The following is a 25,090-nucleotide window of genomic DNA, read 5'->3' as shown; positions in this document are numbered from 1 at the left end:
ACAGCATTATAAGAGCTTTGTCAATAAAAACTTAGGGCCAATTGGAAGCATAAAGCGCGGAACGTAGGCTCTGGCTCCAATTGTCAACAAACCCTAGTAGATTGTCATAAAATCAACCAATCAATGCAAAATAAATCTATAATTAAATAAAGCTCATTGTCTGGTTGCAGTATGAACATCCCTATGTACCCCAAACACTTGCTTCAGTTACTTAAAAAAAGAAATCATATTTATCAATCCAACTATCCTTTACCAATTGAACACAATGATGGGGTTGTAAGAGAAATGCGGCTACAAGACAGTATTGAAAATAACACCGATCCTAACGACATGCCGCTTGAGGTTGCAAAAAATCTGGAATCCAATTTAGGCCCTATTGATACCGAGGGAGAGCTTGAAGCCAAAGGGTTAAAAAACAAAGACCTGCCGGATAATAAGGAAGCCCCACTATCTCCCAGATTTTAGATAATCAGGTAAGTTTAGGATGAATACCGTGGTCAAGACCACGGCAATTCGAGATACTGAAATCCCTATACCGAGATTGGCAACGGGGCGAATAAACGCTGTTCCTGCCCTTCATTTTCCTCCGCCGCACAGTTAATACGAGCAGCAACCTTTTCTTCCCTGCCTGTTTTTGCATTACTGAAAAAGAAACTTGATTTAAGTACCCCTGTGCGAATCGCACCTACGACAAACCCAACGCCAAATAACATACCAATGACCATCAAAGCATCAGCTAAAAGCCGGGGAATTCTGTGGCGATGGTTAAATTCCTTATGTGCCAGGTCTTTCATGTCCTTTTCTTGTTTTATGAGGGGATTATCTGAGAGACGTATCTCTAAAGCTTGCTGATAAAAGTTTTTTAAGGAATCAGTATATTTTTTACCGTACTTGTTGTTTTTATTTAATTCGGTTTGCTCCTTGTAAAACTGGTTTAAAATGAATAAATCGTTAATTAGCCCATCAGTAAATTTAGACAATTTTTTATTACTAATTGCATTCTTAAGGTCTTCATCATTTTCAGTCATTTGAATTAAACGCCCATATAAGCCATTTACTTCAAGCAATTGGGTATGCTCTGTCTCCAGTTCATCTTCTATAAGCTTCTTATTTTTTAAGAAATCATAGCTAATTTGCAATGTTGCGATTGCTTCCAGTTTTTGATTTACATCAGAGATATCAGACAACTCATTTGATTGCAGTAATTTTACAGCAAGGCTCCATTTTTCTATATAACCTTTTTTGTACTCATCCTGTAAGTCTTCAGGAAGATTTGAAAAAGCATTGTGCAGTTTTGAAAAAGCAGTCCGTGTCGGCTGTTGATTAATTTGGTCCAATTGGTTTTTATATTGGGTTTCTTTATCTACCAACTCTGTATAAGGTTGTTGAGAAGCTTCTACTTTTTCTTGACTTACCGTTCTTTGCAATCGTTGAGGCAATTGCTGATCAATTTTTTTCATTTCTAGAAAATTATGTTGTATTTTTCTGGAAGAACGTGTTTGCACAGACTCATCAAAATTTTTAGAAAGTTGCGTAAACTCAGCAACTTGCTGACGCCAGGTACGCAGCTTAGCCATCGCCTCCCTGTCATCTTTAAATTGGGAGACCGCATTGATTTTATTCCACAACAGATCATCATTAATCACCGCTTCAATGACCCGACCTGGCTCTCCGTATTTTAACTCCTCCAGGCAAAGCCCAGCAAGCTGCTCGTCTTCCATGGTGTGCCAGCATTTTTCTTCGTCCAGAAAAACAGTAAATTCATTGCACGCCTGAGAGTAGCTTACTTGATACTTTTCCTGCAGTACCAGAGGAAGTGCATAAAAAGATTGCCGTAACTCAAAGAAACTGCTGCGCTTGTTCTTTCTGACTTCTTCAGCCTCCGTTGATTCTACTATAGCTTCATCTATACTGATATAAGCTACATCAAGGGAAATTTCGCCAACAGTATCTATAGCTTTAAATTTCTTCAATTTAGAAATATAGGAAGTCAAGCTATCACCGTATCCCTTCAAAACATCAGGCAGTTTTCCGCAAAGTTTTGTTATTTCACTTATAGCATTTGTAAATTCTGCAGAAGAACCATTTTTAGTCAATTTTTCAGCATCATAGGCTAAAAGATTTTCAAAGGCACTCCTCCAGGATTTCAGATGTTTAATGCGTTCAATATTATTCTCGCCTAACTCCACAGACTTGCTCTCAAATACCAGGCTCATGGATTCCCAGCACTCGAGATCTGAAATAATGCGCGCAATCAATAAACTGGGTTGATCACTATTTAATTCCTGCAAGCAGATAGTAGCAAGCTGCTCTCCGGTCATCTTATTGAGCTGTTCGTCTGTTATAGGATAAAAGAAATCACTCTCATATGTTTTTTTACTCACCGCAGAACTTAACAATTCATTCTCTATCTCAAGGTAGCTACTCATAAAAGTACTTACTGTAGGAATGATAAGTTCTATTTGGTCTTTAAACTCTTCTGGAAACTGATTTATTTTATTGATCGTTGAAATGATCTGAACAGCGCTAGACAGTAAAGTTTGAATTTTCTGCCACTTCTCATTTGAAATTTTTCCTAAACAATTTTCATCATATGGCTGAAAACGCCCTGCTCCAACTATTCTCCTCTCATTGATAGGCAGGATGGAATATAAGCGGCGCATAATTGTTCCTTCACGGTAATAAGGAACAAAAGCATCGCCATGATAGAGTTCATTGCTTTCTTCTTTAAAAAGAGGTGCGAGGATATTCTCATTGCTATTCTCCTGCCCCCAGAAATTAGCAGCTTCCGCATGGTTCGCTAATGCAGCAATAAAGCGATTAAATTTTTCGACCAAGACGTTTAAACCATTTACATCAAGTTGACTGTAAACCTCAGCAGTTAACTGTGAACCCATATTCTGCATGGTCAATATAACGTCAACAAAGGACGTTTGCGGCTTTTTGACTATCTCCACCAGATTTGGTGCGGCTGCTTTGGTAATTTTTTCATCTTCTTTTAATGCAGCCGTTTTTTGCAGTCGGTCTATAAAAACTTTGCCAAAAGGCTCGGCAAAATCGCCGTGGGAGGCCTTATTGTTGAAATTCACTTCTACAAACGATGGTATACATAGATTATCCGCAATTTTCTTTCTATCGGAAATCGTTAAGGGAATAGGGGTAAAGGCTGCAAGAGCCTTTGAAACGATACCTTCGATAAGCTTAGCCGGTGCTATCCCTGATTCTTGGGCTTTTGCATTGATTTTATCTTCCAAGTCAGTTGCGCTGGATGCAACAGCTGGAAAGAGATTAGGAATACATTGGTATTTGGGATAATAATCTTTAGTCCAGGATGCAATAAGCTGGTAGATTTCACGTGTTTTTAAAATATTTATATTGTTATCTGTATGGGCATAACTTCTGAAAGCAGCTCCCCAGTCAATACGGGCAAATTGACCAGGCTTATCTGGAGCAAACTGATTTAAACGAACCACATTCCCGCTATGAACACTGTTGTCCCCAAATACCAGGGAAAGCATTAATAGTTGAGGCAGGGCAAACCATGCACCTTCAGCCCTCAGTTTCTCATAAGTTGCCCTGATTTCTTTGACAGCACTACGATCGGACTGCGTCGTATCTTGCCCAATAATTTTAAACAGTTCAGTAAAGTTAACCTTTGGTTGAATCAAGGCGAAAGAGTTATCAGGTAATTTAATCCAGTCAGCACAAATAAACGATTGGTGGTAAACAGGATCAATCAAGCCTTGAGCTATAAATTCCTTTAGCAGAAACCCGGAAAATAATTCGGTAAAAAACTCCTCAACCTTCTCTGGTTTCTTGATAAAATATTCGCTGCCATCCTCATCACATCGATAAAACCCGTCAAATTCACCACGATTTTTACCTGCAATTTTTTCAGAGACTTTTTTCAATACCTTACCATTGTAGGTCATGTCTGTTTTAGGCATAAGTTTAATGATTCACAATAAAACATGATGACATTATAATTAACAAACCTTAAGGTTTAATTAAACATTCAGGTCAGAACGAGGACTCAAATTTATTTAATCCTTGAGAGAATCAATTGGCATTGCGGGCAAACAATAGATCACTATTTTTATGTTTACACAGAAAGTATGTAGCCGGGGTGCAGGTTCAAAGAACCGTAACCCAGGATTAGACGTTTAACTATGAAATCCCGGGTTACAGCACTTTGCGCCTTCACCCAGGCTGTTTGCAGCGCTCTAAATAGCTAGGCATTATCAATCATTGTTAATTGCTGCTTTAATGCACTATATGCCGCTTCGATATTGATGTAATTTTTCTTGCCTAAATAAAATGATAACGACCCGTCATCCGTTGCTTTACTTGCTTGTAATGCAACATTAAACTTCAGTTTTTTAAGCCGCTTAAACTCTTCCTCATGAGTCACAAAATAAAAATTTCTGTAGTTAATGTGTGGGGAATAATTAAGTGCTTTAACATCAGCAGCCAGGGAGTGATGCGGGAAATAATTCTTTAGCGAATAATCTTTATTATTATGAACCGCTATTATCTTTCCTTCTGGTAATAAGCTTATAATCTTGTTTGCCAGTTTTTTAGTTTCCCGGTGTGCAGCAGCTGAATAAGGGCCGAATTGGCTCAGGGTTTTTTTTATTCCCACATCAGTAAAAATGCGATTTGGATCAAATTCATAACGTACATGTTTTAAATAAAATACAATATTTCGCTCCCCGGTGTGCTTTAAGGTAATTAGCGTACCACCCTCACGGTTGATATAAGTTTTTGCCGCCTGTAACGCGGTAGTCTCATTTTGATGTAAATGAATAAATGTTTTTCCTCTTCCTGCTTGTTTAAGGATGATAACCTGCGTGGTTCCGAGTTTGACGGGATAATTTTCAGCATAAACCAGGCTATTGATTAGTATCAGGAGAAGACAAACAAGATAGTTCATATTGATTATTTATAATAAAAAATGGCATTTTATTATACTTTAATGATTGAATTTGGCAACCTTGAATCAAACTCATGATGATACTCTTGACTTAACCTTCTTTTTCCAACAGTCTATTTCTATAAAAATCTTTTGTACTAATCATGACGAAACATTTGTGTATACACTGTTTTATTTCAGGAAAGGTTCAGGGAGTCTGGTTTCGGGCTTCTGCAAAAGAGCAAGCAGAACAGTTGGGAATCACTGGCTGGGCGCGTAATTTAATCGATGGCAGAGTAGAAGTTTTAGCCTGTGGTGACGAGAAAGCGCTTGAAGTGTTTTATAGTTGGTTAAAGCAAGGTCCTCCGCTTGCCCATGTGAGTGATTGCACACGTGAAAATTTACCATGGGAAGAGTCTCCAGAGTTTAGGATTTGTTGACCATTGGAACCAGAGCCTACGTTCCGCGCTTTATGCGCGGAATCTATTCTCAAATTTTGTCAAGAGGATGGTTAGTTTCGTGTGGTTTGCGTGGATCACGCGTATAAAGCGCGGGAAGTGAACAGTTTAAGTTGAAATGTCAACAGACTTTAAAATTCTCTATTATTTTAAATAAAAGGATCATTATCAAAGCTTCTTGTCTTTCATCTGTTCAAATAACTGATCACCCTGTTGTTTTTCCTGAGTAGAAAGTGCTCCCTCGAGTCGTGAAAGCTCCTTTGCAGCTTGCTCATTCTTGTTGGATGCAGCAAGTTTTAGCCAAGCATATGCTTTGCTCTGATCCTTATCCACACCAAGCCCTGCCAGATACAGGTAACCCAGCTTTCCTTGAGCCATTGCATTACCCTGTGCTGCTGCTTTACCAAACCAATAAGCCGCTTGTTGATAATCTTTATCGATCCCGGTACCGCTTAATAAGAGCTGCCCATACTCAGCTTGCGCCTGAGCATTGCCCTGTTCTGCTGAAACATGAAACCAATAAGCGGCTTTTTGAGCATCTTGCTCCACTCCTAAACCTTTTAGATATTGATAGGCAAGGTAAGCTTGAGCATTTTTATGCCCTTGATTAGCCGCACTGGCAAACCAATACGCGGCAGACTGTTGATCCTGAGCAATACCATATTTTCCCGTGTATAAGAGACCAAGGCTATATTGCCCCTTCGCATCGCCTTGCCGTGCTGCTTTTTCATACCAATACAGTGCTTTTTCAACATTTTTTGCAGTACCGAAACCCATCATATATTGGTAACCTAAATTAACCTGTGCTCTGGAATAACCTTGTTCAGCTGATTTCTTAAACCATTCAAATGCCTTTTCCTCACTCGCTTTAACGCCATCGCCAATAGCATACATTAAACCAACATTGCGCTGGGCAATAGGATTTCCTTGTTCAGCAGCTTTCATATACCAGGCAAAAGCTTGCTTATAGTCTTGAGGTACGCCCTTGCCGTTATCATAAAGGAATCCAAGACTTAATTGAGCCAGAACATTATTCTTATCCGCAGACTTTTGATACCATTCTTTAGCCTTGGTGTCATCTTTAATAACTCCATAACCATATTGATACATGCGGCCCAGTAAATACATTGCCTCTTCGTTTCCCTCACCAGCCGCCTGCATCAAATGGGGATAAGCAGTAGTATAATCACCATTTTCATAAGCTGAAAAGCCAATTATAACATCCGCAAAAACAGGGCTGGCAAAAAGAAAGGCAGCAGCCAGAAACACAGAACGCATGCTCACCCCCAACTAATTTTCCTATTACTAGCTTAGAGTATAGAGAAGAACAAAGCCATTGCAGATTGTTATATTTTTAGCCATGGCTACATTTGTAATTTAAGATCTTTCGAATTAAAATTTCTCATTTTCGTTGAAGAATCATGCAATTATCAGGGAACCTTCCTGCAACAAGAAATTTGAAGTCCAAGGCTTCTCGGCTGCATTAATTCCAAAATAAGACTGGGCCGGATGCGATAAATGCCCAACAACAAGCTGTATGATAAAGAGCTTTACCTTACAATTAAAAAAGAAGACTATATGTGCTTCATCCTACAAAATAAGGAATAATAGTACCATGATAAGAAAAAAAATAAGTACGTTGGTATTTTTTGCTTCCTGCTTACTCTTGTCAGCAGCTCAAGCAGCTAAGCCTTTATGGACATTAACACCTGCGTCAGGTTCCCACCCCACGCAGACAGTACCAGCAAACGCGACTGTTGAACTGTCATATACTGTTGAGAACCAATCAGGAAAACCCAGAAGACTGACAATTTTAGCGATGCCGGGTGTAAGGCAAAATGCCCCCTGCCAACTGGCTCCTAAGGGACAGCCAGCGGCTACATGTATTTTAAGACTTGTAATTATCGGCAGTGAAATACCTCAAAACGGCATTCATGGCGGCCCTTCTTTATGCCAAACTGACTCCGAGGGCAGAGCGAATCCCAACCAGTGTTATCGGCCAAGTGCAGGAAATATTCTTCATATTACCAAAGGAGATCCTGGGCTTGCGTCTATTTCTGTGTATCCGCAAGTATTAGATTTAGAAGCAGGTAGCGGGACACCGGGTTTTTTGACCATTACCAATAACTCAAGTAGCATAAGTGCCCTCAATAGTAAAGCAACGTTACCTTCTGGTTGGACAGATGTAAATCAAGATGCCAGTAATTGTCTTATAATCGCTCCTGGAGGTAACTGTCAGTTGCAATTGACTCCTGGCGTTGCTGTGCACCCTATGCAAATCATTTCCATTTCTGGCAGCAACACCACTAAAACAACTGCTCAGGTATCGGTTAGTCCGCCAGCTCAAGCCAACTTGTCTGTCACTGGTGCACCACTAACATTATCACCCGCTTGCGGAACAGGAACTACACTCACTATAACTAATACTTCAACAACAGCTACAGCAGAAAACCTCTCTATTGACCTTGGGGCTTTATTGGGTGATGTTCAATTAAGTAATGATAATTGCTCTGGTAACAGTCTACCACCCAATGGCGGTCAATGCACTTTTGACCTTCAAGGGATAAATCCAATTGCAGCCCATAATATCACCGTGGAGGATAATAATGGAGCACTGGTGAACGCCAGTGTAGAAGTCAGGCAGTTACAGATTAATGATATTTACCAACAAGGTATCGTCTTTGAGGTAGACAATTGCAATAATGGGAAAGCAGCAGCCCAACAACAAAGTCAGAGTCCGTGGGGAGGGTGGAATGGTGGTGCACCTAATTGTATCGAAACGAATGTAACAGACTTGAATAATGGTGCAACAAACACAGAAACAATTTACAATGTTTTGACAACCAATAACAATATTACTGCCGATTCTTACGCTGCGGGTATTTGTTATGAGTTTTCCGTAAACTCGAATAGCAACTCCCCCTGTGATGGCAATTCGGGAGAAGTATGTTACACAAACTGGTATTTACCAGCCTTAAATGAACTAACTAATTTAAGGAATCAAACGACATTTAATGGTGGTCCTATAGGTGGGTTTAATCCAGGTCAATATTGGAGCTCCAGTGAACATATGGCGTGTACCGCTTTTGCTGAGGATATGCTCGATGGCTTATCTGGTTTCATCAGTAAATTTAACAATGTCGGAGTTCGATGTATCCGTGTCTTTAGCCCATCAACCATGTAGTTCTGAAAGGCCGTAAACGGCCTTTCAGCTTGTGTCAATTTGGAGATAAACAACGGCCTTTGCAAGTAATGAAAATTTGGCAATAATTTCTTTGGTTTTATTTAATGAAGGCATTTTAATTGTGCACCTGATTATTTCCAATGCGCCTTATTACTGTCAGAAATCTCTACAATATACTCTTTGAATAAGGGAAAAATTATTCCTCGATTAATTGTCCTTTAAACCTTATTTTTTATCTTCGATACGTCTTTCATTGGGTCGCTTTAGAATCTAACCCTGTTTAATCAGGCGTAAAGCATTCTTCCATCCTTCGTAATCAGCCACCATGTGATTTTTCATTTCAGGTTTATATTCTTTTTTATAGCTCCAGCTTTTTTGCAATGCTTCAGTAGAGCTGACAATGCCATGCCCTAACGCTGCCAAGATAGCCGCTCCCTGAGCTGTAGTTTCTATATCAACGGGCAGCTGAACCGTTAAATCGCATTGAGAAGCCAAATATTGTAAAAACCATTGATTAGCAGCCATCCCCCCATCCACACGCAACAATGACACCTCCATTCTGCTGTCACTTCGCATACAATCAAGCACATCTCGAGTTTGATAACATACACTCTCAAGTGCTGCTCGCGCCAAATGAGCCCTATTGGATGTTCGCGAAAGTCCTATAATCATTGCTCCCTGTACTGGAAGCCAATGAGGCGCACCCAATCCTGTAAAGGAAGGTACTAGATAAACGCCCTCATTACCAGTCAAGCTCCTGGCAAGAACCTCTGTTTCTTCTGCTGTCTCAATGAGCTTCAATTCATCACGTAACCACTTGATAGTAGTCCCTGCATGATAAATACTGCCTTCTAATCCATAAGCTGTCTGTCCTTTAACTCGGTAAGCAATCGTAGTGAGTAGTTTATGTTGCGATTGAACTGGGTTTTGCCCAGTATTCATCAATAAAAATCCTCCAGTCCCAAAGGTTGCTTTAGTCATGCCATTTTCAAAACAACGCTGGCCAATCAGTGCGGCCTGCTGATCACCAGCCACACCGGTAATAGGAATTCCCAAGCCTAAATGCTCTGATTCTATAACGCCAAATTGGTCATCACTGGCACAGACTTCAGGTAACACCGATCTGGGGATATTAAATAGCTTTAATAATTCTTCATCCCACTCCTGAGTATAAATATTAAACAATAACGTTCGCGAGGCATTGGTCATATCGGTTAAATGGGACTTCCCTTTCGTAAGTCGCCAAATAAGAAAACTGTCAATTGTACCAAATGCAAGTTGATTTTTTTCTGCAAGCTGACGTGCTTCCGGTATATTTTCCAACAACCAGTGTAGTTTAGTAGCGGAGAAATAAGGATCGGGAAATAGGCCTGTTTTTTCATAAAGTGAGCCTGCATAATCGGATAGGGATTGGCAAAAAAGCGCTGTCCTCCTATCCTGCCATACGATTGCAGGCGCCAAACATTTTCCGGACTGCTTGTCCCAAATTAAAGTAGTTTCTCGCTGATTAGTAATACCACAGGTAATAATTTTTTCGATACCTACTTGAGCTACAACATCCTGCATTGCAGTCAGGGTTTTCTGCCATATTTCTTCCGGATCATGCTCGACCCATCCAAGTTTGGGATAAAATTGTTCAAGCGGGTACTGACTGGTTGCCAGTAATTCACCTGCAGGCGTATACACCATCGCTCTGGTGCTGCTCGTGCCCTGATCAATAGCAAGAATATAGTTCATTGTTTGCAATTTTCCTTTTATGATAAGGTGGATTTATAACAAGCCTTAATTAAATTAATCCTTACCTAATCTTATACGCTTTTTGCGGAGACCAAAATATGGAAGAGGTTTTTGATGTTGCAATAATAGGTGGCGGAATCAACGGCTGCGGGATTGCTGCTGATGCTGCCCTTAGAGGATTATCAGTCATTCTCTTTGAGAAAGGAGACATCGCATCTCAAACCTCCTCAAGCAGCAGCAAATTAATCCATGGAGGTTTGCGTTATCTCGAATATTACGATTTCAGGTTGGTAAAAAAAGCATTGGACGAGCGCCAGCGCTTGTTAAAAATTGCCCCCCATTTAATTCATGCAATTCCCTTTGTTCTTCCCTATCAGCAAGGTATGCGTCCCGCCTGGCTTTTACGGACGGGCTTATTCCTTTACGATAACCTGAGCCGTAAGAATAAATTGCCCCGCAGTAAATTTATTCGACGAATAAAGCATTCAACCTACTTCGCTCCCCTAAAAGAAGAATTTAATAAAGGTTTCGTGTTTTATGACTGTACTACAGATGATTCCCGATTAACTATTACTAATGCGCTGCAGGCCAAAAAACATGGGGCTCTTATCCAAAATTATACCCAATTAACTCAGGCCAATGTAAAAGATAAAATATGGTACCTGACAGTTAAATCTAAATTGGGGGAAAAAACGGCAAAAGCCAAAACGATTATCAATGCCGCAGGCCCTTGGGTTGAGTCTGTTAACAATCTACTGGATATACCAAATAAATTTAAAATGTCTTTGGTAAAAGGAAGTCACATGGTTGTTCATAAGCTCTATGAAGGCAACCATGCTTACCTCTTACAACATAAAGACAAACGCATTGTCTTTGTTGTCCCCTATCATCACCATACAATGATTGGCACTACTGATATCGCTTTTAATGACTCACTTGATGAGATTAATATTTCTTCAGAAGAAATTAATTATTTATCTGATTTGATAAATAACTATCTTAGGCATCCAATACAAAAAGAAGATATTATCCATACCTGGAGCGGTGTGAGGCCATTACTCGCAGCGACCGGAGAAGAACTTAGGACTTTAAGTCGTGACTACTCCTATCATTACACTGGTTTACCTGCACCTGCCATTACGATCTATGGAGGGAAAATTACAACCTATCGTCAACTCGCCCAAGAGGTGGTGGATGAATTACGGCATGTTTTCCCTTACCTTAAGAAATCTCAAACCCGCGAACAGACTCTACCTGGCTCTCAACTGAGAGAAATAAGCCATAAGGATTATTTATCCTATGTACAAGACAAATATTTCTGGCTGCCAGACGAACTCAGACAACATTACCTTAATAATTACGGTACAAGAGCAGAATCATTATTGGCAAATTGCACAAAAATGCCTGATTTGGGTTACGACTTTGGTCATGGACTTTATCAGGTGGAGGTTGATTATCTACACAGGGAAGAATGGGCGCAAAGTTGTGACGATATATTATGGCGACGAACCAAACTGGGTTTGAATTTCACCCCCGAGGATAAACAAATTCTTACCGAGTATTTATCGAATATCAATGGGTACAATTAAAACTGCGGTTGGTGTTAATTAATGGTGAAATAAAAGCACACCGAGCGCTCGCTAACTCCTATACGGCAGCAACCGATCGCGTAACCATGAGCCTGGTTTCAGCCTTGCTCTTCTTCATCAAGATTGGTGCGAATCGCGCTAACATCCACTTTAATTGCCTGCTGCACTAAATCATTGAGGACTGATTCAGGCATGCTTCCCGCTTCTGAATAAATAGCGATTCCCTGCTTAAAAATCATTAGATGCGGAATAGAGCGGATTTGAAAGATCTCGGCAAGCTTTGATTCTTCTTCGACATTGATTTTAACAAATTGAATGGTTGGGTTTTGTTTGGCTACCCTTTCATAAATTTTAGCAAACTGTTTACATGGAGCACACCATTCTGCCCAAAGATCCACAACTACAATTTGATTATTCTCAATCAAATCCTCGAAATCCTCTGTTTTAATCTCACGAATTGTCATGATGTCCTCAAACTTAAGCAGCCAAACAACATGGAATGCCCATACTATGCCAGCTGGAGCGTATTGATTTTTAGATCTCAACAGCCTTCAGGATACTGGTAAATATCGCATCGACTGAACCAACCCCTGAAACACGGTGAAACTGCGGTGCCTCATTGCTTTCCGATTTAGCCCATTCCTGATAATAATTAATTAGTGGTTCTGTTTGTTGATGATAAACAGCCAGACGTTGTTTTATCGTTTCTTCCTTGTCATCATCCCGCTGTACCAAAGGCTCGCCAGTAACATCATCAAGGGCATCCCTTTTAGGAGGATGTGACTCGATATGGTAAATGCGACCCGACGGTAAATGTACAAGACGGCCACTTATTCGACTAATAATTTCTGCATCCGGAACAGCAATCTCAATCACATGATCCAGCTTAATATGTGCTTCTTTTAAGGCATCAGCCTGAGGAATGGTTCTTGGGAAACCGTCAAATAAAAAGCCTCGACGGCAATCTGCCTTTTGTAGACGTTCTTTTACAAGACCGATAATAATATCATCGGAAACTAATTCGCCTGCATCCATTACTTTTTTAGCACTTTTGCCCAATTCAGTTCCATCAGCAATTGCAGAACGAAGCATATCTCCTGTAGAGATCTGGGGTATTTTAAAATAATCAATTAACTTAAGCGCCTGAGTTCCTTTGCCTGCCCCAGGACCACCTAATAGCATTAAACGCATCAATCAGCTCCTACTTGAATTACTTTAACATCCTATCTCTTCACGAGATAAATGTCATTAACTTATAATTTATTGAATTACAAAATAATTTTCCACTAAACTTTGACTATTTAAACCAGGATCGATGAGACAACATACCTTTACATTGATTAAGTTGCGCCTGGAATATTCCCGAGCGCGCTTTAACCTTCTGAGCCACCTGTATTAACCAGGGTTTCTTTAAATAGGTTTTCCGTTCATAGCCTCCAATTCCTTCATGATATGCCAGATATAACTGATACGCATCACTACGAGAAATGCCAGCCCTCTGATTCGCCTGATTTGCATACCAACCGACAAAATCAACTGCGTCACCAAAATCATCGCGTGTAGCCCACATTCCTCCACCTCCGTTTGAGCGCTTATAAAGAGCCCAGGTGGATCGGAGAGCCTGGGTATAACCATAAGCAGTAGAAGGTCTTGTCCAGGGAATTACCCACAATAATTTGGTTCTTGGTGGCCGAGCCCTACCATTAAATTTTGATTCCTGATGAATAATAGCCATCTGTACAGCCACCGGTACCTTCCAACGCCTTTCAACATCCAGAGCATCCCGATACCATTTGGGGTATTGCCGGAAGATATGGCAAATATTATTAACATCAGCAGGTGGCCGACTAACACAGGAAACCAGTAAAAAAGAGCCTATAACTACACTTAATATCCCTAGTTTCATTTTATAAACCAAATTATTTTAGAGGCTTATTAGTAACAAAAAAGCAGATAAATTTAAACAAAATTTTTAAAATATCTCACAAATTCACGGGGACGATTAAAACTGTGATTTTTCCTTGAAAGCCCGAGTGGAGCGCCAGCAGAATCCGGGATCGGAGCTTGATAATATACTTATGCCCCCCGGATTCCGCTGGCGGTCCATCCAGACTATTAATTACCACCAACCGCAGTTTTAATCGCACCCCAAATTCACCTAAAAATTGGATTCGTAATATTCTGTCGATATAATTCATCAATTATTTAGGCTATCCTGAGCTTAAACCAGGCAACAAGAATATTATGGTGATGCATGAGTATATTAGTATTTGACATAGAAACAATTCCAGATATTGATGCTGGGCGAAGATTGTATAATTTGCACGAATTATCAGACGAGGATACGGTCTCAGCACTTTGTGCATTACGACGCGCAAAAACGGGGCATGAATTTTTACCGCATTATCTACAAAGAGTTGTGGCAATATCCTTAGTGCTTAGCCAGGGGACACAAGTTAAAGTTTGGTCGCTTGGTGATGAGCATTCTGATGAAAAAGATTTAATTCAGCGCTTCTTTTCAGGTATTGAAAAGTACACCCCTACACTGGTCAGTTGGAATGGGTCCGGCTTTGATTTACCCGTCCTTCATTATCGTGCTCTTCTGCACGGTATTTCCGCTACAACCTACTGGGAAAATGGCGAAAATCGGCAGCATTTTCGTTGGAATAATTATCTCAGCCGATTCCATTACCGTCATCTTGACTTGATGGATGTTCTTGCAGGCTATCAGAATAAAGCGTTTGCACCGCTGGATGAAATCGCGTCAATGTTAGGGTTTCCTGGAAAAATGGGAATGAGTGGTGCCAAAGTATGGCAACAATATGCCTGTGGAAATTTAAAAAATATTCGTGATTACTGCGAAACCGATGTCCTTAACACTTACTGTGTTTACTTACGGTTTGAGTTAATGCGCGGGATTATCAATCAGGAAGAGTACAGGCAATTGCTTGACAACTTACGTGGTTACTTGAAAAGTGAAATAGACAAACAACACTTACAAGAATTTTTGCAGAGAATGCAACAATAACGCCTAAGGTGAAGGTTTGTTTCTTTTAAACCAGGCAGCCATCCGACTGGTTAAAATATAAAAGATAGGTGTAAATAATAAACCAAAAAAGGTAACACCAAGCATCCCGCTAAATACTGCAACTCCAAGCGCTCGGCGCATTTCAGCCCCTGCACCAGTGGCTATCACCAGAGGATAAACACCCAGAATAAATGCAAATGAAGTCATTAGAATAGGCCGTAATCTTAACTTTGCCGCTTTTATGGCAGCTTTCCAGCGGCTGGCACCAGCATCTTCAAGCTTTCGGGCAAACTCCACAATCAAAATAGCATTTTTTGAGGCCAGGCCAATTAACACAATGAATCCAATTTGAGTCATAATATTATTTTCCATGCCCAGAATTTTTATCCCTGTCAGGGAGAAAAATAAGCACATTGGTACAATTAGAATAATAGCCAGTGGCAAAAACCAACTTTCATATTGGGCTGCCAATAAGAGAAAAACAAATATCACACTTAAAATAAAAGCAATCGCAGCAGTGTTCCCTACCATTTTCTGTTGATAGGCAATTTCAGTCCATTCATAGCCAATGCCATCAGGTAAATACTGGTCTGCCAGGCTTTCCATGGTTGCGATAGCATCCCCCATGCTATAACCTGCAGTGACATCACCAACCAAATCAATTGCAGGATAAAGATTATATCGAGGAAATCGGGAAGGACCAATGGTATTTTCAAGCGTTGCCACGGAACCAATAGAAACCATATCTCCAGTGCTGCTACGCACCTTTAACCGTAAAATATCATCGGGTGTTAAACGATGATCTGCGTCCGCTTGGGCCACCACTCGGAATGTTCTACCAAGGTAGTTGAATTCATTGACAAAAAGAGAACCCAAGTATATTTCCAAAGCCTCAATAACCTGATCTGTGGGTACCTGTAATCGCTCTGCTTTCTCCCTATCCAGGGCGAGATAGAGTCTCGGGGTGGTGTTCTCAAAGAAAGTAAATACTGAGGTTGTTGGTGCTGCTTGATTAGCCTTTTGTGCAAGTGTCGCAACTGCTTGGGATAATACCTCTGCTCCTTTCCCTTCCCTGTCCTGAATCATCATTTTAAATCCCCCCGCACTTCCGATACCTCTTACTGGAGGGGGTGGGATCACAACAATGACAGCATCCTTAATGCTGGCAAGTTCCTTTCTTAACTTTGCAAGAACCTCATTATAAGTCAAGCCAAGCTTCTGACGTTCTTTAAAAGGGGCAAGGACAGGGAACATTGCAGCAGCGTTCGAGGCATTGGTAAAGGTAGCTCCTGAAAACCCTGCAAATCCCACAGCATTGATCACTCCTGGTACAGATAACATTTTAGTCAATGCTTCTTTGACTACTTGTTCTGTTCTATCTAATGAAGCTCCAGGAGGTAACTGCACAGCGACAATAAAAAAACCCTGATCTTGTCTGGGGATAAAACCAGTAGGTACTAAATAAAACAATCCAGCAGTAATTGATATTAACATTAAATAAATAACCAACATCAAACGGGTACGACGCATGAGTTTGGCAATAGTCTTACCGTATTGACGAGAAAAATAGTCAAAAAAATGATTAAAGCCATCTAAAAAATACTTAAGCGGATGCCTCCAATCAAAAGAGGAAGGTCTGCCCTTTTCTGACTTATGTGATCTTAATAACAATGCAGCAAGAGCAGGACTTAATGTTAATGAAACAAAAACTGAAATCACTGTAGCCACAGCCAAAGTGGTGCCAAACTGTTGATAAAAGCGCCCTGACAATCCCTGAAGAAAAACCGTGGGAAGAAATACAGCAACCAGTACCAAGCCCATAGCCACAAGAGCTGAACCCACCTCATCCATGGTTTTTCTTGCAGCTTCATTAGAATCCATACCGGCACGAATATTTCTTTCCATATTTTCTACAACTACAATTGCATCATCAACCACAATACCAATTGCTAAAACCAACCCAAAGAGAGTTAAATAATTAACAGAAAAACCAATCACATTCATTACGGCGAAAGTACCAACTAAGGAAACAGGAATAGCTATTATGGGAATGATTGCGGCACGCCAGGACTGTAAAAAGATAAAAATAACTAAAACCACAAGAAAAATAGCTTCATAAATAGTATGGAACACCGCATCAATAGACTGGGCAATAAATTCTGTAGGGTTATAGGCAATCTTATAGGCTATTCCTGGTGGAAAATCCTTGGAAATCCTCTCCATTGTCGTAATAATCTCATCTGCCGTTGCCAAAGCATTGGTTCCCGGACGCTGAAAAACAGGTAATGCGATAGCCGGAGATTTACCTAAATAACCTTTGGTGAGGTAGTCTTGTCTGCCTAACTCAACCCGACCAATATCTTTTATACGGACAATCCTGCCATCTTCCCCGCTCTTGACAATAATATTCTCAAATTCTTCAGGTTTTACAAGACGCCCTTGCGTTTCAATATTATATTCAAAGCTAAATTGCTTTTCTTGCGGTTGGCGGTTTAATGCCCCACTGGCAACCTGAATATTTTGACCGCGCAAGGCTTCTATTATATCGTTAGCAGTCAAGTTATAGGCATGAGCACGGTCAGGGTCAAGCCATATGCGCATTGCATATTCGCTCGCCCCAACCAACCGTACGTTCCCTACCCCTTCAATTCTTTTAATTTGATCAATGATATTTAATACAGCATAATTCCCTAAATAAGTCTGGTCATAGTGGCCATCTGGTGAAAAAAGATTTATGACCAACATTAAATCGGGAGAGTTTTTTACTGTAGTAATACCTATACGCCGCACTTCTTCTGGCAATCTTGGTGCTGCGATTGCAACTCTGTTCTGCACGAGTACCTGAGCCATATCCAGATTAGTGCCAAGTTCAAAGGTTACAGTTAATCGCATCTGACCATCATCAGTGGACTGAGAGTCCATGTAAAGCATTCCCTCTACCCCATTGACTTCCTGCTCAATAGGTGTGGCAACTGTTTGAGCAACAGTTATTGCATTGGCTCCAGGATATGAAGCAATCACCTGAACAGTGGGAGGTACTACCTGAGGATATTGTTCAATAGGAAGATTAAAATAAGAAAGAGCACCCACTAAAATAAGAATAATTGAAGTAACCGTGGCAAAAATGGGCCTGTCTATAAAAAAGTGTCCTAATTTCATTAGCTGACTTCCTGTATGCCCGGCAACTATTGTTACTCATGCAACTCGACTTTGACTGGTTTAACCTCCTGGCCAGAAACCTGAATTCGCTGTATTCCACTGATAACAACCAATTCATTGCCCTTTAAGCCGTCTCGAATAACATAATAACCACTATCACGAAGAGGACCTAGTTCTACATAAGCCCGATGAGTCTTGTTTTCTTCATCTACAATATATACAAATTTACGGGTCAAGTCCGTATTAATCGCTTTATCAGGTAATAAGAGTGCCTCATACTCCTCACTTCCCGCAAGCCTTGCCCGACCAAACAAGCCAGGATAAATAAGAGCCTGGGAATTGGGCACCACTGCTCTTCCTAAAATTGTTCCCGTATTCATATCAACGACATTATCGACAAAATTCATAGTCCCTTTATGGGTGTAATCCTTCTCATCCTGAAGTTTGATAATAATTGGCGTTGGGTAGCTATCTGGACTGGGATGCTTTCCAGCTCTGTCCAGGCGGAGATATTTTAATAAATCAGCTTGGCTTGCCTCAAAATAAAAGTAAATAGGATCAACAGAAACTATTTTAGTTAATATAGTTTCATTCATACGAACAAGATTACCCACACTGACATAGTAACGGCTAATTTTACCGTTAATCGGTGATTTAACCTCCGTAAACTCCAGGTTTAATGCTGCTTCATTTAGTCTGGATTCGGCTGCCTGCATTTCCTGATAACGTTGATCGATGGTTTCAAGAGCAATAAAGCTGTCTTTTTTTAATTTAACAGCTCTCTCATGTTGTTTTTTAGTTAATTCAAATTCAGCTTTAGCACGATCAAAAGCATATTGGAAAGGACGTGGATCAATTACAAAGAGGACATCTCCTTTCTTAACAAGCTGTCCATCCTTAAATTTGATAGCCTCCAAATACCCCGTAACCTGGGCTCTGATATCTACCTCTTCAATCGCCTGAAAACGGCCAGTGTATTCATCCCATTCGATGATCTTTTTCCTTAAAGGATTAGCAACATCTACTTCTGCAACCAAAGGGATCTGTGGACTTGAGGAAGGCGCTTCACAAGAAATTATAAAATAGCTCAGAAGTAGAATTAGCATCATTTTCAAAGTAAGCCGCAGTTGCTGCATTTCATCTCCCGTCTATCTCCATAACAACGATCTGGTTTATGGAAGTGCTCTCAGTCACTTTTTTGCTTTATAAAAATTGTAGGCGTTCTTTAATTGCCCAGGATAATCTTCTTCAACAAAATTGCATCTTCCTCGCCACTGTTATCTTTATAATAATTTTTTTTAACTAAATCTTTTTTAAAGCCTAACTTCTTATATAACTTAAGCGCAGCTTTATTACTTGGCCGGACTTCCAAAACGACAGTAGACGAGTTAGTCAATGAGTCCAAAACAGATAGTAATAGTTTTTTACCATAGCCTTTTCCCTGCTGCTCACTACTTATACATAAATTAAGGATATGGCAAACATTCACGTTATTACGGCAAATAATGTAGCCAATAACCTGTTTCATGAGGACTGTGGTTCGTTCTAATACCCGACAATCATAACCAACAAGCACACAGTCATGTAAAATCTCTCGACTCCAGGGTGTTCGATGAGAGGAAAGCTCAATAGAGTACACCCTGTCAATATCGTTTAATTTCATCGGGCGTATTTCAAATTCCATAACAATCCTGTCTGCTCGTAAAGTTAAAATAAACGGCTATTTACAAGAATAGTATCAGCCGCTTATTTAATAAAGAGCTGGTTTTGGAAATTGGTATTTAACTACCCCTCTCATCCCAAGAAATACTATTATTAGTGTCTCGAATTGCCGTGATTTGACACGGTATGCTATTCCGGAGTCTTCATGGATGTCCATGGCGAGTAATATACAAGCAGATTTCAAGATATAAGTCTTGATGAATAAGTTTTATAGCGGCTAATTAATCATACTCAATTGACATTTATCACTTGAGTTTACTGTGATAACTGGGTGTAAATTAGCAGAAGCTTTATTAAACATAGCCAAGCTGAATTGATCAATGGCTTGCCAATCACTTTCTAGTAGTTCTATTCTTTCAGTAATTAATTGCGTTGCTTTAGCAAACCTTTCATCCTCACTTAAATACCTGACAAGACGTCTCAGTGTATGTATATTAATTTGCGCAGAATTACTGTAAGCCAATGAGTATATTTCACCTTTGAATGACTTATCTAATCCAGCATTTTGTAGGCATTGCCTTACAATTAAATCATTAGGCTTAAGTTTTTGAATTTCATCAAGTGCACATGTTAGCCATACCAAACATCTAACACCAGGAAAGGGGATGTTTTTGATTAGTATTCCATTGATAGCGGATTCATTTTCTACTTTAGAAAAATTCAATGCAACACCGGAACGCAGTAATAATCGCAGGTAATATTGCTCCTGATGATGAAGCGCTTTATTAATAGTTATACTTAAATAATAATCATACAGGTCTTTATTTTCTCGTATCATTGGATGTCGAATAAGGTAGTGAATGCCTATGTCACATAAAGTATATAATGTTATCTCATTTTTTTTGAAAGATAATGAAAATATTTTATTAACTAATCGTTCAATATCATCATTTTTGGGACATTGATTTTGAGTTAATAGGAAATTGTTAAAAGCAGATGATTTTAAGTATTGATCTATCTGTAATTTAACCATCTCATGGTGCAAATTAAAAGGCTGCGTGAAATAACACCCTGGACTAACGGATGAAAATCCTTCCAGCATGCATTCCATTAATAAATTGTTTCTTTTTACATTATCGCCTTCATATTGCTTATTTAGAGAAGTTATAAATTCATTCGCACACTCTACACTTCCAGATTTAGCTATTGCTTTGAATAGTTCATGATATGTTAGGTCTGAGTGCCCAATAAATGCATCCATAATTACGGAAATACAATTTATTGGTGATGAACGTAACATTTTATATATGCTGGTATCTTGTATAAGTCGTTGAATTTTGTTTTTCTTCGAAGCATAGGCAAATAGTTTATTTGCTATCAAACTGGCATCATGATCCAGAGCCATTCTAATAGCACTCACAAGCGTTAATCTAGATATTTTATATTTATTTTGGCTTAGTAGAAGATCAACAACTTCTGTTTTATTACGCTTTATAGATAAAAGTAATGCGCTTTGAATAGTTTGTCCGGCCAATGAATCATCAATATTATCAAGTAGAAACCGCACACAGTTTATGTGTCCTGAAGAAGCAGCATCTTCTAATCCATGGCAATAATATGGTGATGTATTGTTGATATTTCTATTCTTCAATATGTGTTCAACACAGTTATCACGGCCAAATTTAGCAGCCATTCTAAGTGCAATCAATATATAGTCGAAAAAGTTGGTAGCCGTAACTGATTCCAACCGCTTTTTTACTAATGCAAGATCTCCAGATGCCGCTGAATTGATTAACTCAATTCCTGCTGAATTGTTTTGAGCAATATCAGTTAAGAGTGACTTTAGCTCATGATTAGAATAATCAACTATTGGTTCCCCAAATAAATATAGCTCTATTCTATTATTTGAATTTTTTCCAAAATGAACTAATTTACCGAGGGCTGAATCAGTAATAGACTGCCAACCCGAAATATATCCAAAAATAATTTGCTGTATAATATTAGTTTCATTTAAAAGCTCATAAATAGTTAATGGCTTCTGAACCGGTTTATTAAATTGATTAGTGATATTAGATTTTACAAAATTATCAACATCAATCCACTGTTGCCACACAGATTTATTGATTATCATATCATGTAAAATTATGTTTAATAGCGTATCTGACAGGGTGTGTTTTAATAATCTAGCCATCCATTGCCTACATTGTGAATAAGACAATGCTTCATTGATTGAATATGTTCTTGCAACGGAGTGAGTGTTTGGATCAGTTTTTTGGTTAAGTACACTAATGCTTGGGTCAATAACGTACATATCAATTAATAGCCAAAGTTCTTCAGACCATTTTATTTTTGTCTTGTCTCTAATGACATCTACGCAGTGTAATGACATGTGATAAAGGTGTTCTGGAAAATAAGAAATAGCGCCTTGATGAATTGCATCATGTCCGGTTGCATCTGCTAGTGTGATATTATAACCATGAGCTCTTGTTGTACGAAATGTTCCAGGAAATCCAAGTGCATGCAGGCGTACATTCTCCCTATGTCCTTTTTCTACATCATCAATACTAAATTTACCTAATTTACCTGTTGAAGTAGTTGTAGTTGAATTTTTTGGGGTAATTGCTGGATAGAATATATTTCTTACTGAGCCTGGCATAAAAATATCGCCCATTTCACAAGAGTCCATGCTACCTAATAAGCTTGAAATCCCAACATGCCTGTCTCCCAAACCATGGCTTGGGAGTAGATGTAAAACATAAAACGATGAAGCAGATTTTTTCCTGTAATCTAATAACGATAATCTGAATTTTTCAAGGTGCTCTGCAGTTACATTGGGTAAATTACTTCGTTGGCAACTAATGACTAATGAAAAATATTCCCCACTCGCATGAGTAAAGCTTCCTCCACGGGTTAAAATAGGGATAGTAATCACATCCGGGTAGGTTGATTTTAATTCATGAAACTCCAAAATATGTGAGGCTTGTTCACGGCTAATTTTATCTTGTAAATATGCAGTGATGGCATAATAGGGCAAATGACTATCGTTAAAAATCGGTTTTTCCCAACAAATTGAGCTTTTAAGTGCTTTAAGAAGCTCATTTATTTTCACTTTATTTGTTGATCTTAATAATTTTACTTTGGAGTTGGGGTTAGCATAACTACCTAAAAAATCTAACTTATCCGACTCATTTTTATAATCGGCAGGATTAATCTCAACCAAATAGAATTTTAACAAGTTATTAACATTTTTTTGCATAAATAGTGGTTTCATTTTGATGAATGTTGGATACTACCAAACAACATAAATGAGATCTAGCCCGCCTATTTTCCCATTATATCCTTAACATTAATCTAATCTATGAAGAATTTCATTTAACTCACGCACAACATCCCTTATTGAAGAAAATTTGGTTTTGGGGGGATTTTCCGGCAAATTTTCCAATGTGTTTCCCTCTTCATCATAATAGTTCAAATATTCAATAATTTTTTCAAGAGACTCCCTTATTTGTTCATTTTTCATAACGTTTCAACCCGGTATGTATATTTTTAAGTATAGTCTGAAGTGCTCATATTCTAATAATTGCTATAATTAAAATGTAAATAAATTGCTCCTCCGGGGATTATCATGTTAGGAACAATTTTACTTGTTCTGCTTATATTTTTGCTTGTAGGTAGTGTACCGAGATGGGGATATAGCAAGGGATGGGGATATACTCCGATGGGTCTTATTGGACTTATCCTGGTTATCTATCTGATACTTGTTCTCCTGGGTAAAGTATCTATTGGATTCTAACTGTAATTGGCATTAACCAGCCTGGAGAAATTACAATTAAGTGGTAGTGTAAAAGCTGAAGAAAAATAAATCGCGCTGGCTTTAAGATTCAATCTTGAGCATAATGGAAAAAAACGATGTTGGATAATGAGGATTTCCTATGATTTTTGGCATTTTAAATCTAACACTTTGGGAATATATTCTAGTAACTTTTGTTCTAACCCAAATCACCATTGCTTCAGTTACTCTTTATTTACATCGCTGTCAAACCCATCGCGCTTTAATACTGCATCCAATAGTGAGTCATTTTTTTCGATTCTGGATTTGGCTAACAACCGGTATGGTAACAAAAGTATGGGTTGCTATTCACCGTAAACACCATGCAATGACAGATGTTGAAGGAGATCCACATAGCCCTCAGGTTTTTAGTATAAAAAAGGTTTTTTGGCAGGTTCCTGAATTGTATCGCGAAGCAGCAAAAGATAAAGAGGTAATTGAAAAGTATTCTCATGGCACACCAAATGATTGGATTGAACGCAATCTGTATTCCCGTTATTCCAGTAGAGGCATACTACTCATGTTTTTAATTAATTTGCTGCTGTTTGGTTTTCCTGGAATTACTATTTGGGCAATACAAATGATTTGGATTCCACTGTCCGCAGGCGTAGTTAATGGGGTTGGTCACTATTGGGGATATCGAAATTTTGAATCCTCCGACAAGTCAGCCAACGTTTTTCCTTGGGGCTTTTTAATAGGTGGGGAAGAACTCCACAATAATCATCACGCCTATGCTTCTTCTGCTAAATTTTCTTTAAAATGGTGGGAGTTCGATTTGGGCTGGCTTTATATCCGCTGTCTATCATTTTTGGGGCTTGCCAAGGTGAAAAAATTACCTCCGAAATTGACCAGAGACAATAGCAAACGACATGTTGATTTAGATACTGTCAAAGCAGTCATTAGTAGTCATTTTCAAATTATGTCCGATTATTATAAAAGGGTAATTGTTCCTATTTTGGAGAATGAAAAACGAAAACACCTTGAAAATAAAGAATGGTATTTATTTAAGGGCGCTAAACGCTTATTACGCCAGGAAACCACAAAAAACAACTCCCATTTGCAAGCATTACTCAATCGTTTTGAACAATTACAGCTAGTGTATAATTATCGTCAATCATTACAACAGATTTGGCTAAAAAAAGTATCCTCTCAAAAGGAATTAATTGAGTCTTTGACTCAATGGTGCAAAAATGCGGAAGAATCAGGTCTTGATGTATTGCATCAATTTTCTCTTCAATTGAAAAGCTACGTTTTACTTAGTAAAGGTAGGCTCAGAGGTAATGCTGGCAAGTAAGTCCTGGCATTAATTCCCTGTTGCTTTAATTTTATACTGTGAATATGTCCACATGCCCCCTTCGCACCTTAAAATGGAGTTCGTAGCGCGAATTCTGCTGAAGTTCACAGATTAAAGACAAGGTCTGAGCTACTTGCTTATGGTAATGATTTATGATGTTGGTTTAACTTCAAATTATAAATTTTTGACACGAAAAACAGATATAAAAAAAGCGGCTATAAGCCGCTTAAGAAAAAAA

At 39.0% G+C, this 25,090-nt stretch carries 19 protein-coding genes; 7 read left to right on the top strand and 12 right to left on the bottom strand.

The features are described 5' to 3' along the window. The first annotated feature begins 171 nt into the window (after positions 1 to 171). Positions 172 to 465 (top strand): hypothetical protein, encoded by a 294-nt coding sequence (locus E1O65_RS11095; RefSeq protein ID WP_133133672.1) that lies wholly within the window; start codon positions 172 to 174, stop codon positions 463 to 465. Between the two features lie 65 nt (positions 466 to 530). On the opposite strand, the gene E1O65_RS11090 is transcribed toward E1O65_RS11095, so the two are convergent. Continuing rightward, on the bottom strand, positions 531 to 3,947 hold the full coding sequence (locus E1O65_RS11090; protein ID WP_133133671.1) for a LepB GTPase-activating domain-containing protein: 3,417 nt from the start codon (positions 3,945 to 3,947) through the stop codon (positions 531 to 533). 284 nt (positions 3,948 to 4,231) lie between these two features. After that, entirely contained in the window at positions 4,232 to 4,933 is a 702-nt protein-coding gene (locus E1O65_RS11085) for a protein tyrosine phosphatase (RefSeq protein WP_133133670.1), read from the bottom strand. A 143-nt stretch (positions 4,934 to 5,076) separates the two neighbouring features. On the opposite strand from E1O65_RS11085, the gene E1O65_RS11080 reads away from it, so the two are divergent. Further along, positions 5,077 to 5,352: an acylphosphatase gene (locus E1O65_RS11080; protein ID WP_133133669.1), complete on the top strand. Its 276-nt coding sequence runs from the start codon at positions 5,077 to 5,079 to the stop codon at positions 5,350 to 5,352. 186 nt (positions 5,353 to 5,538) lie between these two features. Here E1O65_RS11080 and E1O65_RS11075 read toward each other — a convergent pair whose 3' ends face one another. Beyond that, complete coding sequence (locus E1O65_RS11075) at positions 5,539 to 6,648, bottom strand: SEL1-like repeat protein (RefSeq protein ID WP_133133668.1); 1,110 nt, start codon at positions 6,646 to 6,648, stop codon at positions 5,539 to 5,541. A gap of 337 nt (positions 6,649 to 6,985) precedes the next feature. Here E1O65_RS11075 and E1O65_RS11070 point away from each other — a divergent pair, with 337 nt between their 5' ends. Next, positions 6,986 to 8,554, top strand: a complete 1,569-nt coding sequence (locus E1O65_RS11070) for a DUF1566 domain-containing protein (RefSeq protein WP_133133667.1) — start codon at positions 6,986 to 6,988, stop codon at positions 8,552 to 8,554. A 270-nt stretch (positions 8,555 to 8,824) separates the two neighbouring features. Here the strand turns inward: E1O65_RS11070 and glpK are convergent, their stop codons facing one another. Next, entirely contained in the window at positions 8,825 to 10,291 is a 1,467-nt protein-coding gene (glpK, locus tag E1O65_RS11065; protein ID WP_133133666.1) for a glycerol kinase GlpK, read from the bottom strand. Between the two features lie 98 nt (positions 10,292 to 10,389). On the opposite strand from glpK, the gene glpD reads away from it, so the two are divergent. Beyond that, positions 10,390 to 11,880, top strand: coding sequence for a glycerol-3-phosphate dehydrogenase (gene glpD, locus E1O65_RS11060; RefSeq protein WP_133133665.1), 1,491 nt, complete (start codon positions 10,390 to 10,392; stop codon positions 11,878 to 11,880). A gap of 98 nt (positions 11,881 to 11,978) precedes the next feature. Here the strand turns inward: glpD and E1O65_RS11055 are convergent, their stop codons facing one another. The 3 genes from E1O65_RS11055 to E1O65_RS11045 all read right to left on the bottom strand — a co-directional run bounded on the left by E1O65_RS11055 (position 11,979) and on the right by E1O65_RS11045 (position 13,786). After that, entirely contained in the window at positions 11,979 to 12,344 is a 366-nt protein-coding gene (locus E1O65_RS11055) for a thioredoxin family protein (RefSeq protein WP_133133664.1), read from the bottom strand. Positions 12,345 to 12,414: 70 nt separating this feature from the next. Next, the gene (gene adk / locus E1O65_RS11050) at positions 12,415 to 13,071 is read right to left on the bottom strand and encodes an adenylate kinase (RefSeq protein WP_133133663.1); all 657 of its coding nucleotides are present in this window, start codon (positions 13,069 to 13,071) and stop codon (positions 12,415 to 12,417) included. A 106-nt stretch (positions 13,072 to 13,177) separates the two neighbouring features. Then, positions 13,178 to 13,786, bottom strand: a complete 609-nt coding sequence (locus tag E1O65_RS11045; RefSeq protein WP_133133662.1) for a hypothetical protein — start codon at positions 13,784 to 13,786, stop codon at positions 13,178 to 13,180. Between the two features lie 348 nt (positions 13,787 to 14,134). On the opposite strand from E1O65_RS11045, the gene E1O65_RS11040 reads away from it, so the two are divergent. Further along, positions 14,135 to 14,908, top strand: coding sequence for a 3'-5' exonuclease (locus E1O65_RS11040; RefSeq protein WP_133133661.1), 774 nt, complete (start codon positions 14,135 to 14,137; stop codon positions 14,906 to 14,908). A 3-nt stretch (positions 14,909 to 14,911) separates the two neighbouring features. Here E1O65_RS11040 and E1O65_RS11035 read toward each other — a convergent pair whose 3' ends face one another. The 5 genes from E1O65_RS11035 to E1O65_RS12600 form a co-directional block, all read right to left on the bottom strand. Continuing rightward, the gene (locus tag E1O65_RS11035; RefSeq protein WP_133133660.1) at positions 14,912 to 18,067 is read right to left on the bottom strand and encodes a multidrug efflux RND transporter permease subunit; all 3,156 of its coding nucleotides are present in this window, start codon (positions 18,065 to 18,067) and stop codon (positions 14,912 to 14,914) included. A 32-nt stretch (positions 18,068 to 18,099) separates the two neighbouring features. Continuing rightward, complete coding sequence (locus tag E1O65_RS11030) at positions 18,100 to 19,203, bottom strand: efflux RND transporter periplasmic adaptor subunit (RefSeq protein WP_133133659.1); 1,104 nt, start codon at positions 19,201 to 19,203, stop codon at positions 18,100 to 18,102. An 89-nt stretch (positions 19,204 to 19,292) separates the two neighbouring features. Next, positions 19,293 to 19,751: a ribosomal protein S18-alanine N-acetyltransferase gene (rimI, locus tag E1O65_RS11025; RefSeq protein WP_133133658.1), complete on the bottom strand. Its 459-nt coding sequence runs from the start codon at positions 19,749 to 19,751 to the stop codon at positions 19,293 to 19,295. A gap of 255 nt (positions 19,752 to 20,006) precedes the next feature. Beyond that, on the bottom strand, positions 20,007 to 22,985 hold the full coding sequence (locus E1O65_RS11020) for an ankyrin repeat domain-containing protein (protein ID WP_133133657.1): 2,979 nt from the start codon (positions 22,983 to 22,985) through the stop codon (positions 20,007 to 20,009). A 90-nt stretch (positions 22,986 to 23,075) separates the two neighbouring features. After that, positions 23,076 to 23,249 (bottom strand): hypothetical protein, encoded by a 174-nt coding sequence (locus E1O65_RS12600; RefSeq protein WP_165474960.1) that lies wholly within the window; start codon positions 23,247 to 23,249, stop codon positions 23,076 to 23,078. Between the two features lie 105 nt (positions 23,250 to 23,354). Between E1O65_RS12600 and E1O65_RS11015 the strand changes: the two genes are divergently transcribed. Together E1O65_RS11015 and E1O65_RS11010 are read left to right on the top strand one after the other, a co-directional pair. Further along, positions 23,355 to 23,522 carry a DUF3309 family protein gene (locus E1O65_RS11015; RefSeq protein WP_133133656.1) on the top strand — a complete coding sequence of 56 codons (168 nt, stop codon included), beginning with the start codon at positions 23,355 to 23,357 and terminating at the stop codon, positions 23,520 to 23,522. A 139-nt stretch (positions 23,523 to 23,661) separates the two neighbouring features. Continuing rightward, on the top strand, positions 23,662 to 24,852 hold the full coding sequence (locus E1O65_RS11010) for a fatty acid desaturase (RefSeq protein WP_133133655.1): 1,191 nt from the start codon (positions 23,662 to 23,664) through the stop codon (positions 24,850 to 24,852). Positions 24,853 to 25,090: the final 238 nt, after the last annotated feature.

The sequence above is a fragment of the Legionella sp. W10-070 genome, assembly GCF_900640175.1.
GTDB lineage: Bacteria > Pseudomonadota > Gammaproteobacteria > Legionellales > Legionellaceae > Tatlockia.
This window is presented reverse-complemented; position numbering and strand designations above follow the sequence as displayed.

Excerpts from the sequence above, each read along its gene's own strand:
- E1O65_RS11095 (WP_133133672.1), top strand. The coding sequence starts at position 172 with ATGAACATCCCTATGTACCCCAAACACTTGCTTCAGTTACTTAAAAAA.
- E1O65_RS11090 (WP_133133671.1), bottom strand. The coding sequence starts at position 3,947 with ATGCCTAAAACAGACATGACCTACAATGGTAAGGTATTGAAAAAAGTC.
- E1O65_RS11085 (WP_133133670.1), bottom strand. The coding sequence starts at position 4,933 with ATGAACTATCTTGTTTGTCTTCTCCTGATACTAATCAATAGCCTGGTT.
- E1O65_RS11080 (WP_133133669.1), top strand. The coding sequence starts at position 5,077 with ATGACGAAACATTTGTGTATACACTGTTTTATTTCAGGAAAGGTTCAG.
- E1O65_RS11075 (WP_133133668.1), bottom strand. The coding sequence starts at position 6,648 with ATGCGTTCTGTGTTTCTGGCTGCTGCCTTTCTTTTTGCCAGCCCTGTT.
- E1O65_RS11070 (WP_133133667.1), top strand. The coding sequence starts at position 6,986 with ATGATAAGAAAAAAAATAAGTACGTTGGTATTTTTTGCTTCCTGCTTA.
- glpK (WP_133133666.1), bottom strand. The coding sequence starts at position 10,291 with ATGAACTATATTCTTGCTATTGATCAGGGCACGAGCAGCACCAGAGCG.
- glpD (WP_133133665.1), top strand. The coding sequence starts at position 10,390 with ATGGAAGAGGTTTTTGATGTTGCAATAATAGGTGGCGGAATCAACGGC.
- E1O65_RS11055 (WP_133133664.1), bottom strand. The coding sequence starts at position 12,344 with ATGACAATTCGTGAGATTAAAACAGAGGATTTCGAGGATTTGATTGAG.
- adk (WP_133133663.1), bottom strand. The coding sequence starts at position 13,071 with ATGCGTTTAATGCTATTAGGTGGTCCTGGGGCAGGCAAAGGAACTCAG.
- E1O65_RS11045 (WP_133133662.1), bottom strand. The coding sequence starts at position 13,786 with ATGAAACTAGGGATATTAAGTGTAGTTATAGGCTCTTTTTTACTGGTT.
- E1O65_RS11040 (WP_133133661.1), top strand. The coding sequence starts at position 14,135 with ATGAGTATATTAGTATTTGACATAGAAACAATTCCAGATATTGATGCT.
- E1O65_RS11035 (WP_133133660.1), bottom strand. The coding sequence starts at position 18,067 with ATGAAATTAGGACACTTTTTTATAGACAGGCCCATTTTTGCCACGGTT.
- E1O65_RS11030 (WP_133133659.1), bottom strand. The coding sequence starts at position 19,203 with ATGCAGCAACTGCGGCTTACTTTGAAAATGATGCTAATTCTACTTCTG.
- rimI (WP_133133658.1), bottom strand. The coding sequence starts at position 19,751 with ATGGAATTTGAAATACGCCCGATGAAATTAAACGATATTGACAGGGTG.
- E1O65_RS11020 (WP_133133657.1), bottom strand. The coding sequence starts at position 22,985 with ATGCAAAAAAATGTTAATAACTTGTTAAAATTCTATTTGGTTGAGATT.
- E1O65_RS12600 (WP_165474960.1), bottom strand. The coding sequence starts at position 23,249 with ATGAAAAATGAACAAATAAGGGAGTCTCTTGAAAAAATTATTGAATAT.
- E1O65_RS11015 (WP_133133656.1), top strand. The coding sequence starts at position 23,355 with ATGTTAGGAACAATTTTACTTGTTCTGCTTATATTTTTGCTTGTAGGT.
- E1O65_RS11010 (WP_133133655.1), top strand. The coding sequence starts at position 23,662 with ATGATTTTTGGCATTTTAAATCTAACACTTTGGGAATATATTCTAGTA.